The 13,452-nt window shown below is 36.2% G+C and carries 12 protein-coding genes; all 12 read left to right on the top strand.

Annotation, left to right across the window (positions count from 1 at the left end; genetic code table 11):
• Positions 1-119: 119 nt before the first annotated feature.
• The 12 genes from HMPREF1149_RS06795 to HMPREF1149_RS06740 all read left to right on the top strand — a co-directional run bounded on the left by HMPREF1149_RS06795 (position 120) and on the right by HMPREF1149_RS06740 (position 13,305).
• Positions 120-2,081 (top strand): peptide ABC transporter substrate-binding protein, encoded by a 1,962-nt coding sequence (locus tag HMPREF1149_RS06795; RefSeq protein WP_000594267.1) that lies wholly within the window; start codon positions 120-122, stop codon positions 2,079-2,081.
• 191 nt (positions 2,082-2,272) lie between these two features.
• A complete protein-coding gene (cpsA, locus tag HMPREF1149_RS06790) occupies positions 2,273-3,718 on the top strand; it encodes an LCP family glycopolymer transferase CpsA (protein WP_000091229.1) in 1,446 nt (481 codons plus the stop codon).
• Position 3,719: 1 nt separating this feature from the next.
• Positions 3,720-4,451 carry a capsular polysaccharide biosynthesis protein Cps4B gene (gene cps4B, locus HMPREF1149_RS06785; protein ID WP_000565336.1) on the top strand — a complete coding sequence of 244 codons (732 nt, stop codon included), beginning with the start codon at positions 3,720-3,722 and terminating at the stop codon, positions 4,449-4,451.
• An 8-nt stretch (positions 4,452-4,459) separates the two neighbouring features.
• Positions 4,460-5,152 carry a capsular polysaccharide biosynthesis protein CpsC gene (gene cpsC, locus HMPREF1149_RS06780; protein ID WP_000664132.1) on the top strand — a complete coding sequence of 231 codons (693 nt, stop codon included), beginning with the start codon at positions 4,460-4,462 and terminating at the stop codon, positions 5,150-5,152.
• A 9-nt stretch (positions 5,153-5,161) separates the two neighbouring features.
• Positions 5,162-5,845, top strand: a complete 684-nt coding sequence (locus HMPREF1149_RS06775) for a tyrosine-protein kinase (protein ID WP_001142501.1) — start codon at positions 5,162-5,164, stop codon at positions 5,843-5,845.
• A gap of 22 nt (positions 5,846-5,867) precedes the next feature.
• The gene (locus tag HMPREF1149_RS06770; RefSeq protein ID WP_000391462.1) at positions 5,868-7,235 is read left to right on the top strand and encodes a sugar transferase; all 1,368 of its coding nucleotides are present in this window, start codon (positions 5,868-5,870) and stop codon (positions 7,233-7,235) included.
• A gap of 4 nt (positions 7,236-7,239) precedes the next feature.
• Positions 7,240-8,025: a LicD family protein gene (locus tag HMPREF1149_RS06765; protein ID WP_001045391.1), complete on the top strand. Its 786-nt coding sequence runs from the start codon at positions 7,240-7,242 to the stop codon at positions 8,023-8,025.
• Between the two features lie 19 nt (positions 8,026-8,044).
• Positions 8,045-8,767, top strand: a complete 723-nt coding sequence (locus tag HMPREF1149_RS06760; protein ID WP_029710893.1) for a WecB/TagA/CpsF family glycosyltransferase — start codon at positions 8,045-8,047, stop codon at positions 8,765-8,767.
• Positions 8,742-9,827, top strand: coding sequence for a glycosyltransferase family 4 protein (locus HMPREF1149_RS06755; RefSeq protein ID WP_001243383.1), 1,086 nt, complete (start codon positions 8,742-8,744; stop codon positions 9,825-9,827). The genes HMPREF1149_RS06760 and HMPREF1149_RS06755 overlap by 26 nt, the downstream gene beginning before the upstream one ends.
• Entirely contained in the window at positions 9,824-10,918 is a 1,095-nt protein-coding gene (gene wecB, locus HMPREF1149_RS06750; protein ID WP_000757460.1) for a non-hydrolyzing UDP-N-acetylglucosamine 2-epimerase, read from the top strand. Before HMPREF1149_RS06755 ends, wecB begins: the two co-directional genes overlap by 4 nt.
• Positions 10,918-11,883 (top strand): glycosyltransferase family 2 protein, encoded by a 966-nt coding sequence (locus HMPREF1149_RS06745; protein WP_000373087.1) that lies wholly within the window; start codon positions 10,918-10,920, stop codon positions 11,881-11,883. The genes wecB and HMPREF1149_RS06745 overlap by 1 nt, the downstream gene beginning before the upstream one ends.
• Before the next feature lie 6 nt (positions 11,884-11,889).
• Positions 11,890-13,305: a flippase gene (locus HMPREF1149_RS06740; RefSeq protein ID WP_000866219.1), complete on the top strand. Its 1,416-nt coding sequence runs from the start codon at positions 11,890-11,892 to the stop codon at positions 13,303-13,305.
• The last annotated feature ends 147 nt before the right edge of the window (positions 13,306-13,452 follow it).

The following is a 13,452-nucleotide window of genomic DNA, read 5'->3' as shown; positions in this document are numbered from 1 at the left end:
TTCTTTTTTTGTTTTGAGACACTAGTCGTCATAAAAGCAGTAACTTTACATTTTTGAATAAATTTGATAAAATATGGTTATGTTATAAAACGTAACATAGATGAGTGACTGAGGAGTAGATGATCAAAATGAAAAAAAGACTAATCGGGACAGGTCTTGTCTTAGCGACAGGTATTTTGCTTTCGGCATGTGGACAGTTCAACACAAATACTAGCACTTATTCATCAACATTTAGTGCGAATCCAACAACTTTCAACTATCTTCTAGATTATTATGCAGATAACACTGCCGTTATTACCAATCTCGTAGATGGTTTGTTAGAGAATGACAGCTATGGGAACCTCGTACCTGCTCTTGCGGAGGATTGGTCAGTTTCATCAGATGGTTTGACCTATACCTACAAGCTCAGAAAAGATGCCAAATGGTATACAGCTGATGGTGAGGAATATGCATCAGTCAAGGCTCAGGATTTTGTCACTGGGATCAAATATGCCGCGGACAACAAGGGGCAAGCCATGGATCTGATCCAAAATTCAATCAAGGGATTAGATGACTATGTGACGGGTGTGACTAATGACTTTTCAACTGTTGGTGTCAAAGCCTTGGATGACTACACAGTCGAGTACACTTTGACTCGACCAGAACCGTACTGGAATTCAAAGACGACTAATAGTATCCTTTTCCCAGTCAATGAAGAGTTCTTGAAATCAAAGGATAAGGATTTTGGTACCTTGACACCAGACAGTATCCTTTATAATGGTCCGTATTTGTTAAAAGATTTCACATCAAAATCTTCGATCGAATATGTGAAGAATCCACACTACTATGACCATGATAAAGTAACCATTGAAAAAGTTAAGTTAGCCTACTTTGATGGGTCAGATCAGGAGATGACCATTCGAAACTTTGAAAATGGTGCCTACTCAATTGCGGGAGTCTATCCAAATAGTTCGAACTATGCCAAGACAAAAGAAAAATACCAAGACAATATCGTTTATAGCTTACAAGACAAGACATCTTGGTACTTTAACTTTAACGTCAACCGTAAGACCTATAATCATACTGCTAAAACAACGGACGAACAAAAGAAATCAACTCAAATAGCTATTTTAAATAAAAACTTCCGTCAGGCTATCAACTTTGGTATTGATCGAACAGCCTACTCTGCTCAATCTAACGGTGAAGAAGCAGCAAGCAAGACCCTTCGTAATACTCTAGTTCCACCAACATTTGTCCAGGTGGGAGATAAGACCTTTGGAGAAGTGACAGCTTCTAAACTTGTAAACTATGGAACTGAGTGGTCAGGTATCAATTTGGCAGACGCTCAAGATGCTTACTTTAACAAGGAAAAGGCCCAAGCAAAATTTGCAGAAGCTAAAAAGGAATTGGAAGCCCAAGGCGTGACTTTCCCAATCCATTTGGATGTTCCTGTTGATCAGACGAATAAAAATGCGGTTTCTGGTATGAACTCAGTTAAACAAACCCTTGAAACAGTACTAGGTTCTGACAATATCGTCATTGATGTTCAACAGCTTTCTACAGATGACTTTGGAAATGTTGCCTTCCTAGCACCAAATCCAGCAGCTCGTGACTACGACCTAAACTTTGATGGTTGGGTTGGTGATTACCAGGATCCATCAACTTATCTAGACCCCTTCAATGCTGAGACCGGCTTCTATCTCAAGATTTTTGGTCTTGATGCCAAGGAAGACCAAGAACTCATTAAGAGTCTAGGGTTAGATACCTATACACAACTCCTGAAAGAAGCAGATGCCGAGAACAAAGATGTCGCTAAGCGTTATGAAAAATACGCCGAAGCTCAAGCTTGGATGATTGACAATTCTCTAATCATGTCTGCTATGTCAAATGGTGGTACAGCCTCTGTAACTAAAGTAACTCCGTTTACACGTGCCTACTCCCTAGTGGGCATCAAGGGTGACGGAAATAATTATAAGTACATGAGACTGCAAAAAGACCCTGTTACCAAGAAACAATTTGACGAAGCCAAGGCTAAGTGGGAAGCAGAAAGTAAAAAGGCTATTGAAAAGAGCCAAAAAGAGTTTGAAAATCATATCAAATAAAAACAGAAATGGGGCCCCATGATAAGGGGCCTTGTTTTTGTTTGATCAAGGATTCCGTTAATGGAAGTCATAAATTCAAAATATAGATAAGAAAAAATGAATGAAAACGCTGATAATAGCAGGAATGGATGGAATTTCTTTCATGATTGTGATATAATAATTATAATTATTAACGTGTATAGGGGATTACCATGAGTAGACGTTCAAAGAGAAATCGTTCAGGAAATGTGAAACGAAGTATTAATATAGCTTTATTAGCCATTTATTTATTATTGAGTGGCTCTTTGTTGTTCTTAATTTTTAGACATAATATTCTAGCCTTTAGGCATCTCAATATCTTAGCTACAGTTCTAGTTTTACTATCTGCTATCGCAGCTCTACTTTTGATAGTATATAAGAAAGCCGAAAAGTTCACGATTTTCTTTTTGGTACTTGCGGTGCTGACTAGTTCGGTTTCGCTATTTGCTCTGCACCAATTTGTGGGCTTGACCAATCACATCAATGCGACATCAAACTACTCAGAGTATTCGATGAGTGTTGTGGTTTTAAAAGATAGTGAAATTAACAACGTTACCCAGTTGGAGAGTGTGACAGGTCCGACTGAAACGGATAATGACAATATCCAAAAATTGATAGCGGATATTAAGACGACTCAGAGCAAAGACTTGGCGGTTGAACAAAGTGTATCTTACTTAGCAGCCTATAAGAGCTTGATTTCAGGTGATGCGAAAGCGATTGTCTTGAACAGTGTCTTTGAAAACATCATTGAAGCAGAGTATCCAGATTATGCTTCGAAGATTAAGAAAATCTATACGAAAAAACTAACCAAGGATGTTGCGGCACCAAAGGTATCTAAAAATCAATCCTTTAATATTTATATCAGTGGTATTGATACTTACGGACCCATCAGTTCAGTTTCACGTTCAGACGTCAACATCTTGATGACTGTAAATCGAGATACTAAGAAAATCCTTCTCACCACAACACCTCGAGATTCTTATGTTCCGATCGCGGACGGAGGAAATAATCAAAAGGATAAATTGACTCACGCGGGGATTTATGGGGTGGACTCATCGATTCATACCTTGGAAAACCTATATGGAGTTGATATTAACTACTATGTTCGTTTGAATTTCACCTCTTTCTTGAAATTGATTGACCTTCTAGGTGGTGTGGATGTTTATAATGACCAAGATTTCACTTCTTTGCATGGGCAGTACCATTTTCCTGTCGGGAATGTCCATCTAGACTCTGAAAAAGCCCTTGGTTTTGTCCGCGAACGCTACTCTCTAGCGGATGGAGACCGCGACCGCGGTCGGAACCAGCAAAAAGTCATTGTTGCCATCATTCAGAAGTTAACATCAACGGATGCTTTAAAGAATTATGACAACATTATTCAAGGATTGCAAGATTCTCTTCAAACCAATATGCCTTTGGAAACCATGATGGACTTGGTTAATACACAGTTGGATAGTGGCGGTCAGTATAAGGTCAATTCCCAAGACTTAAAAGGAACTGGTAGAACGGATCTTCCATCCTACGCTATGCCAGATAGCAACCTCTATATGATGGAAATTGATGAAAGTAGCTTGGCTGCAGCCAAGGCAGCTATCAAAGATGTGATGGAGGGTAAGTAGCATGATAGACATCCATTCACACATCGTTTTTGATGTGGATGATGGTCCAAAGTCGATAGAGGAGAGTAAAAACCTTTTAAGAGAAGCCTATAGTCAAGGGGTTAGGACCATTGTTTCCACGTCTCATCGTCGGAAAGGGATGTTTGAGACACCAGAAGAGAAGATAGCAACTAACTTTTTGAAAGTTCGCGAAATGGCCAAGGAGGTGGCAGATGATCTTGTCATCGCCTATGGCGCAGAAATATACTATACGCCAGATGTTGTCGAAAAATTGGAAAAGAAATTGATTCCAACCCTCAATGATAGTCACTATGCTTTGATTGAGTTTAGCATGAATACACCCTATCGAGATATACATAAAGGACTGAGCGATATTCTCATGTTGGGGATCACACCAGTTATTGCCCATATTGAGCGCTATGATGCTCTAGAAAATAATGAAAAGCGAGTTCAGGAACTGATTGATATGGGGTGCTATACCCAGGTCAATAGTTCTCATGTTTTGAAACCAAAACTCTTTGGAGAAACCTACAAATTCATGAAAAAGAGAGCTCAGTATTTCTTGGAACGTGATCTAGTTCACGTCATCGCTAGTGATATGCATAACTTGGATCGCAGACCACCTCATATGGAAGAAGCCTATGATATCATTGCTAAAAAGTATGGTGAAGATAAGGCGAAGGAACTCTTCAAAGATAACCCACGAAAAATAATAATGGATCAATTGATTTAGGAGAAACAATGAAAGAACAAAATATGATGGAAATTGATGTATTTCAATTACTTAAAATCCTTTGGAAACGGAAAGTTCTAATTGCACTGGTAGCAATCGTAACTGGGGTAGTAGCCTTTGCCTACAGTAGCTTTATCGTAAAACCTGAATATACTAGTACGACACGTATCTATGTAGTTAATCGTAATCAGGGAGATAAGCCTGGATTGACAAACCAAGATTTGCAAGCAGGATCTTACTTGGTTAAAGACTATCGCGAAATTATTCTATCACAAGACGTTTTGGAGAAGGTCGCAACGGATTTGAAACTGGATCTTCCTTCAAAAGGTTTGGCTAGTAAAATCAAGGTGACCGTACCGGCTGATACACGTATCGTATCGATCTCTGTTACAGATCGTGCGCCTGAAGAAGCAAGTCGCATCGCCAACTCATTGAGAGAGGTTGCAGCTCAAAAGATTATAAGTGTTACACGGGTTTCGGATGTGACGACACTTGAAGAGGCTCGCCCAGCAACCTCACCATCTTCACCAAACATTCGTCGTAATACCATGATTGGATTTCTCGCTGGAGCGGTTGTGATGATTGTCGCGGTTCTCCTTATTGAACTCCTAGATACACGTGTTAAACGACCAGAAGACGTTGAAGATGTTATGCAAATTGCATTATTGGGAGTTGTTCCAAATTTGGATAAATTAAAATAGGAGAGAAAAATGCCAACGTTAGAAATTGCACAAAAAAAATTAGATTTGGCAAGAAAAGCAGAGGAGTATTACAATGCGCTTCGTACCAATATACAATTGAGTGGAAATAACTTAAAAGTTATTTCAATTACATCAGTAAAACCAGGGGAAGGAAAGTCAACTACTTCTACCAATATTGCTTGGGCCTTTGCGCGTGCTGGATATAAGACGCTTTTAATTGATGCCGATATTCGTAATTCTGTCATGTCAGGTGTTTTTAAATCACGTGAAAAGATTACAGGTCTAACAGAATTCTTATCTGGGACAACAGATTTATCACAAGGGTTATGTGATACGAATGTTGAAAACTTGTTTGTCATTCAAGCTGGTTCTGTTTCTCCAAATCCAACAGCTTTGTTGCAAAGTGAGAATTTTAAGACTATGCTTGACACTTTGCGCAAGTACTTCGATTATATCATTGTGGACACCGCTCCTATCGGGGTTGTGATCGATGCGGCTATCATCACTCAGAAATGTGATGCTTCGATTTTGGTGACTGCAGCTGGTGAAACAAATCGACGTGATATCCAAAAAGCCAAAGAACAATTGGAACAAACAAGTAAACCATTCTTAGGGATTGTATTAAATAAATTGAATACCTCAGTTGAAAAATATGGATCATATGGAGCTTATGGCTCTTACGGGAAAAAATAAGAGATAGCTTAGGGAAGATATTATGGAAGAAAAAGGATTGAAGATTACTTTGGCGGCAATCCAGAGTTTTCTTGTCATTATATTAGCTTATTTACTTAGTTTTGTTAGAGAAACAGAGATTGTGAACACCTCTGTTATCATCTTGTCCATTCTGCATTTTGTTGTTTTTAGCATTAGTGATTATGAGCGTGATTTTTTTAAAAGGGGCTATTTGGCTGAGTTTATCAGCACTACAAAATATATCGTTTTCTTTGCTTTAGCCATCAGTATTTCAAACTTCTTTTTAGAAGATCGTTTTAGTATCTCTAGACGAGGCATGATTTATTTTTTGACAATACATTCTATTTTGTTGTATTTGTTGAATCTGTGCATTAAACGCTATAGGAGACGTATCTTTCCAAATTTCAAGGGGAGTAAAAAGATATTCTTGATAACAGCTACTTCCAGAGTTGAGAAAGTTGTGGATAGACTGATAGAGTCGGGAGATATTTTTTGGGAATTGGTGGCGGTCAGTGTTTTGGATCAGCCTAATTTTCAGCATGCATCCGTAACCGTTGTACCTGCAGAGAACATCTTAGACTTTGCTACCCATGAAGTTGTTGATGAAGTGTTTATCAATTTACCAAGTGAAGAGTATGACATTGGGGAGTTTATCTCTCTTTTTGAAACAATGGGAATTGACGTGACAGTCAACCTGAATGCTTTCAATAACTATCTAGGTAGCGATAAAAAGATTCGCGGAATGGCAGGCTTGAATGTCATTACATTTTCTACAAAATTTTATAAGACAAGCCACGTCATTGCTAAACGCTTCATTGATATCATGGGTTCAATTATCGGACTACTTATTTGTGGCTTGGTGAGTATTGTTTTGGTTCCGGTGATTCGAAAAGATGGCGGACCCGCTATTTTTTCTCAAACTCGTATCGGAAAAAATGGTCGACATTTCACTTTTTATAAATTTAGATCTATGTGCGTGGATGCTGAGAAAAAGAAACAAGAGCTCCTTGCACAAAATACCATGCAAGGTGGTATGTTTAAAGTTGATGATGATCCTCGTATAACAAAGATAGGGAGATTTATCCGTAAGACCAGTCTAGATGAACTCCCTCAGTTTTGGAATGTTTTAATGGGAGATATGAGTTTGGTTGGGACACGTCCCCCAACAGTTGATGAGTATGAAAAATATACTCCTGAACAAAAACGTCGTCTTAGTTTTAAGCCAGGAATTACTGGTCTATGGCAGGTGAGTGGTCGTAGTAAAATCACGGACTTTGATGATGTTGTCAAGCTGGACGTGGCTTATATTGATGATTGGACCATCTGGAAAGATATTGAAATATTGTTAAAGACCGTCAAAGTGGTATTTATGAGAGAAGGGGCGAAGTAAAATTATGAATAAAGTGAGGGAAATTCAACTAGGAGAATTATCTTTATTGAAAAGTTTTATTGCTATTTGTAGTAAGCATGATTTAAGATATTATGCTTTGGGAGGAACATTACTAGGAGCAATTCGTCATAAAGGATTTATTCCTTGGGATGATGATATGGATTTAGGGATGCCTCGAAAAGATTATGAAAAATTTTTGTCTATTTGTAACAAGGAACTTCCAGAACATGTTGTTTTGAGACTTCATGATGATAATTTAGGTAATACCTCTATTATGGATACATCCTTACAAATTCCATTTGGAGATGAACTATGTAGTCCATTCATAGATATTTTTCCTTTGGATGGATATCCAGATGATAGTTTTCGCTATTTTATTCATACAAACAAAATTAAATTCTATCGTGCACTTTCTAAAATTTCTGTAATCGATCGTCTTCATGACAGAGATCGGGGAAGTTTTGAAAATGCAATTGTGAGTATATCAAAAGTTTTGCAATTAAATAAACTTTTGAAAACATCCACCATTAACAACAAATTACAAAATCTAATTAAACAGTATGATTTTGAAACTAGTTCAATCGTTGGTAATGTATTAGGTTCCTACAGAGAACGTGAACTTGCTAGAAAAGAAGTATTTGGTGAACCACAATTACTAGAGTTTGAGAACTTAGAAATAAGTTGCCATGCAAACCCAGATGAATATTTAACAAAAATATATGGTGATTACATGAAGTTACCAAAAGAAGCAGAACGTAAGGGCCATTTTGAGTCTACATGGGGAAATTAATTTGAATAGTTTTGATTTAATGGGGGTCAGGATTGACCCCTTAACAATGGATGAAACAGTACAGGCAGTTGAGAATTTTGTCATTGAACAACGTCCTCTTCATTTAATGGGCGTAAACGCTGATAAGATTAACCAATGCCAGTCAGATGAAGTCATTAAAAAGATAGTTAACGATTCTGAAATCATCAATGCAGATGGTGCATCGGTAGTTCTTGCTTCTCGCTTTTTGGGCTACCAGGTTCCAGAACGAGTTGCTGGAATTGACTTGATGCAAAGATTACTTAAATTAGCCAATGAGAAATCTTATTCAGTGTATTTCTTTGGCGCTAAAGAAGAAGTTTTGCAAGATATGTTACAAAATTTCAAAGAAGAGTATCCAAATCTACGAGTTGTGGGACATCGTAATGGTTATTTTTCTGAGGAAGATGAGCAAGATATTCAGGGAGATATTCGTGAAAAGAATCCTGACTTTGTATTTGTTGGAATTACCTCACCTAAAAAAGAATATATCATCCAAAAATTTATGGATAATGGAGTGAATTCTATTTTTATGGGGGTAGGTGGTAGCTTTGATGTATTGTCTGGTCACATTCAGCGTGCTCCACTTTGGATGCAGAAATCAAACTTGGAATGGTTGTTCCGAGTTGCTAACGAACCAAAGCGTCTCTTTAAACGATACTTTGTAGGGAATGTTACCTTTATTAAGCGAGTTTTAGATGAGAAACGAAAAACGAAAAAATAATATTTTACATATTTCACGAACAATGGATATTGGTGGTGCTGAGAGAATTGTGTACCAGTTGAGTTCTGATTTGAAAGATGAGTTTGATAGTGTACATGTTGCTTCTACAGGAGGTCTATGGGAACGAGAATTAGAGACTCGAGGAATTATCCATCATAAAATTCAGGATATAGACAGCAAAAATCCTCTCACAGTGTTAAAGTTGATTCTTAGTATTTATCAAATTATCAAGACAAATGAGATTACTCTAGTTCATACGCATCATCGAATGGCAGCTTTTTATATTCGGTTATTAAAACTGATTAATCCGAAGCTAGTCCACGTTTACACTGCTCATAATGTCTTTCAAGATAAGTTGTCTTTATATAGATTTTCACTGAAAAATGCTTATAGTATTGCAGTTGGTCAAGCAGTAAATAAAAATTTGAAAGATGATGTGGGAGTTACAGACAGTAAGGTTATCTATAACGGAGTAATCTTGAAACAGTCAAATAGACAAGTTGATGAGATTATGGAGTTTGATGGAATCAAGTTAGGCTGTATTGCAAGATTATCTGAACAAAAAGGTTTGACCTATCTCATTGATGCTATCTCATTGATTGTAGATGACAAACTTCATTTATTTATCGTTGGAGATGGAGAGCTTAGAGCTGAACTCGAAAATAAGGCGAAAGAACTCAATCTAGAAGATAAAATAACTTTTTTAGGCTATAGACAGGATATAGTCGAGTGCATTAATAGTTTTGATTTTTGCGTCTTACCTTCAGTATTTGAGGGTTTTGGCTTAGTGGCAATTGAGGCATTTATGGCCGGAAAAACAATGGTTGCTACAGATATTCCAGGATTAAATGAAGTTGTTACAAAAGAAAATGGGGTCCTGGTTCCAGCGAAAGATGCTAAGGCCTTAGCTGCTGCTATTGAGAGTTTGGCAACTGACTCAATTCTTAGAACAAGGTTAGCTCTTCAAGCTAAAAAAGATTATGAAGAGAAGTTTAGCTATCCTTTGTTTTTAGAGAATTACCGTAAATTTTATCAAGAACTAATGGGAGATTCAAAATGAAAAAAGTAATGTTAGTTTTTGGAACGCGTCCAGAAGCAATAAAAATGTGTCCTTTAGTTAATGAGTTGAAGAAAAATGATTCAATTAAAACACTTGTATGTGTGACTGGTCAACATAAAGAAATGTTAGAGCAAGTTTTAGATGTCTTTAAAGTTGTTCCTGATTACGATTTAGGAATTATGAGGGCCAATCAAACACTATTTACAATCACGACAAGTATTTTAGATAAAATTCAGGCAGTTTTAGAGCAGGAAAAACCAGATATTGTTCTTGTTCACGGAGATACTACAACCACTTTTGCGACAGCTTTAGCAGCATTTTACATGGGGATTAAAGTTGGGCATGTAGAGGCAGGATTGAGAACTTATAATCTACAAAGTCCATTTCCTGAAGAATTCAATCGTCAGACTACTTCAATTATTGCGGATTTCAATTTTGCTCCGACAGAAGTGGCTAAAGAGAATCTTCTAAAAGAAGGAAGAGAGAATATCTATGTTACGGGAAATACTGTCATCGATGCCTTGAAGACGACAGTTCAAGAACATTATGATCATCCTATTTTAGAGTGGGCTAAGGACAGTAAACTAATCATGCTAACAGCTCATCGACGTGAAAATCTTGGCCAACCTATGGAAAATATGTTTAATGCAGTTAACCGTATCCTAAATGAGTTTGAAGATGTTAAAGTCGTATATCCTATTCATAAGAATCCTAAGGTTCGTGAACTAGCAAGTAAAGTGTTTGGCAACAATGAACGTATGAAAATCATTGAACCTTTAGAAGTCATTGATTTTCATAATTTTATGAATCAAAGCTACATGATTTTAACCGATTCGGGTGGTGTACAAGAAGAAGCACCTTCTTTAGGTAAACCAGTATTGGTAATGCGTGATACAACAGAACGCCCAGAGGGAATTGCTGCAGGAACCTTGAAATTAGTAGGAACAGAAGAAGATAATATTTATACTAATTTCAAACTTCTTCTAGAAGATGAAACAGAGTACAGCAAGATGAGTAAAGCAAGTAATCCATATGGAGATGGAAAAGCTTGTGAGCGTATTGTTGATATCATTTTGGAAGGATTATCATAATGGATCAGGTTTCTATTGTTGTACCAGTGTACAATGTCGAGAACTGTTTGAGTTATTGTGTAGAAAGTCTAAGACAACAAACATATAAAAATATCGAAATTATTCTGGTAGATGATGGTTCAACGGATAGTTCTGGAGAAATTTGTGACCAATATGCTCGAGAAGATGACAGAATAAAAGTTCTGCACATTGAAAATGGGGGATTGTCTAATGCTCGCAATACTGGGGTCAAAGAATCTTCAACAGATTGGATAGTTTTCATTGATTCAGACGATTATTATGACCATAGAGCTATTGAATATTTGGTAGAACTCAGAGACAAGTATGAAGTTGATCTTGTAGCTACTCCCGTGATTGAAGTTAGAAACTATACAAATAGTAATTTCCTAGGAGACTTCAGAGATAAATATTCTGAAAAATTAAATCGTCGAACAGCTTTAAAAGAAATGTTTTATGGAAATTATGTTGGGACACATTCAGGTGGTAAACTATATAAGAAAGAAATCTTATTACGGTTTCCATATCCGAGTGGAATGTTGTATGAAGATTTAGCTCTTGCTTATGAGCATATTGCTTCCTGTAAAAATATTGCTGTTAGTGACCTAAACCTTTATAAATACTATCGCAGACCAGGTAGTATTGTAAATTCTAAGTATAGTGATCGTCTTTTAGATTTTTACAAGGCAATGGAATGGAATAGAAGTTATGTTGAACGAGACTATTCAGGTGATAGGGATATGAGAACGGCCTTGAATGTTCGCTATGTTTTTAATGGTCTGCATATTGTACATGCTATGCTTAGTTCAGGTATGTATGCTGAAGTCAATAAAATCAGAAAAGAATATATTCAATATTTCAAAGATGTTATTCCGAATCCAAATGTCACAAGGAAAAATAAATTGAAATATATATTGTTTCTAGTATCTGTAAAATTGTATAAAAAAGTCAGAGGGAAAATAGGTTAGATAGTCATGAAAGTTTTGAAAAACTATGCTTACAATCTCTCTTATCAATTATTGGTAATTATTCTTCCAATTGTCACAACACCGTATGTTACTAGGGTTTTTAACTCCAACGATTTAGGAACTTATGGATATTTCAATTCAATTGTTACCTACTTTATTCTCTTAGCAACTCTAGGAGTTGCTAATTATGGGACAAAAGAAATTTCAAGTCATCGGAAGGATATTCGAAAAAACTTCTGGGGTATCTATACCTTACAGTTTGCTGCAACTTGCTTATCAATTTTATTTTATATAATTTTATGCTTTGCCTTTTCATTTATGCAGAATCCAGTAGCGTATATTTTAGGTTTAAGTTTATTATCTAAGGGAATGGATATTTCTTGGCTTTTTCAGGGTTTGGAGGACTTTCGTAAGATAACAGTTAGAAATATCACTGTTAAACTGGTGGGAGTTGTTTCAATATTTTTATTTGTCAAATCTCCAGGTGATTTATATCTATATGTTTCCTTATTGACGGTATTTGAATTATTTGGCCAGTTAAGTATGTGGTTTCCAGCTCGCGAATTTATTGACAAGCCTCACTTGGATTTATGTTATGCAAAGCAACATCTTAAACCGGTAATTTTATTGTTTCTGCCTCAAATAGCAATTTCTTTGTATGTTACTTTAGATAGAACAATGCTCGGTGCTTTAGCATCAACTACTGATGTTGGTATTTATGATCAAGCTTTAAAATTGGTAAATATATTACTTACTTTGGTAACTTCTCTTGGAAGTGTCATGCTTCCACGTGTTTCAAACCTTTTATCAAAGGGAAATAATGAAGCCGTGAATCGAATGCATCAGATATCTTTTTTAATCTACAATTTGGTAATTTTTCCAATTATTGCAGGCATGCTAATTATTAATAATGATTTTGTAAAATTTTTCTTGGGCAATGATTTCCAAGATGCTAGGTATGCAATAGCAATTATGATTTTTAGAATGTTCTTTATTGGGTGGACGAATATTATGGGAATTCAAATTTTGATACCTCATAATAAAAATAAAGAATTTATGATTTCAACTACGGTTCCAGCGATTATTAGTGTGGGATTAAATCTAATTTTACTACCTAAATTTGGCTATATTGGTGCATCAGTTGTATCGGTACTAACGGAAGCCTTAGTATGGCTCCTTCAATTGTATTTTACAAGAGGATATCTGAGAGAAGTACCAATTTTTGCTTCAATGTTTAAAATACTTTCAGCGTCTATTCTTATGTATTTGGCACTTTCATTGTTAAAGACAGGTATGAATTTTGTACCGCTGGTTAATATTGTTATATGTGCGGTTGTAGGGGGAATACTTTATGTTCTGCAAATTTTATTATTTAGAGTAGTTAGTCTAAAGGAGTTAAAAGAGCAATTATTCAATAAGTAGAATGGTAAGAATATCACTATAAATTAATTAAATGTTTTTATAGATGAGAGTTTGTTTTAGATAATATTGTAAAGTGTTAAAAGTTTAGGAAAGTGAGGAAGGGAGATTATAGATGAGCTAAAGTTCCTATGATTTAAAATAATCATT

This window comes from Streptococcus sp. BS35b (assembly GCF_000286475.1).
Taxonomy (GTDB): Bacteria; Bacillota; Bacilli; order Lactobacillales; family Streptococcaceae; genus Streptococcus; species Streptococcus oralis_W.
The sequence above is the reverse complement of the archived record's forward strand: the minus strand, read 5'-3'. Positions and strand labels throughout refer to the sequence as shown.

Coding starts and splice junctions, on each gene's coding strand:
- HMPREF1149_RS06755 (WP_001243383.1), top strand. CDS start 8,742: ATGAGAAACGAAAAACGAAAAAATAATATTTTACATATTTCACGAACA.
- HMPREF1149_RS06740 (WP_000866219.1), top strand. CDS start 11,890: ATGAAAGTTTTGAAAAACTATGCTTACAATCTCTCTTATCAATTATTG.
- wecB (WP_000757460.1), top strand. CDS start 9,824: ATGAAAAAAGTAATGTTAGTTTTTGGAACGCGTCCAGAAGCAATAAAA.
- HMPREF1149_RS06745 (WP_000373087.1), top strand. CDS start 10,918: ATGGATCAGGTTTCTATTGTTGTACCAGTGTACAATGTCGAGAACTGT.
- HMPREF1149_RS06795 (WP_000594267.1), top strand. CDS start 120: ATGATCAAAATGAAAAAAAGACTAATCGGGACAGGTCTTGTCTTAGCG.
- cps4B (WP_000565336.1), top strand. CDS start 3,720: ATGATAGACATCCATTCACACATCGTTTTTGATGTGGATGATGGTCCA.
- HMPREF1149_RS06775 (WP_001142501.1), top strand. CDS start 5,162: ATGCCAACGTTAGAAATTGCACAAAAAAAATTAGATTTGGCAAGAAAA.
- HMPREF1149_RS06760 (WP_029710893.1), top strand. CDS start 8,045: ATGGGGGTCAGGATTGACCCCTTAACAATGGATGAAACAGTACAGGCA.
- HMPREF1149_RS06765 (WP_001045391.1), top strand. CDS start 7,240: ATGAATAAAGTGAGGGAAATTCAACTAGGAGAATTATCTTTATTGAAA.
- cpsC (WP_000664132.1), top strand. CDS start 4,460: ATGAAAGAACAAAATATGATGGAAATTGATGTATTTCAATTACTTAAA.
- cpsA (WP_000091229.1), top strand. CDS start 2,273: ATGAGTAGACGTTCAAAGAGAAATCGTTCAGGAAATGTGAAACGAAGT.
- HMPREF1149_RS06770 (WP_000391462.1), top strand. CDS start 5,868: ATGGAAGAAAAAGGATTGAAGATTACTTTGGCGGCAATCCAGAGTTTT.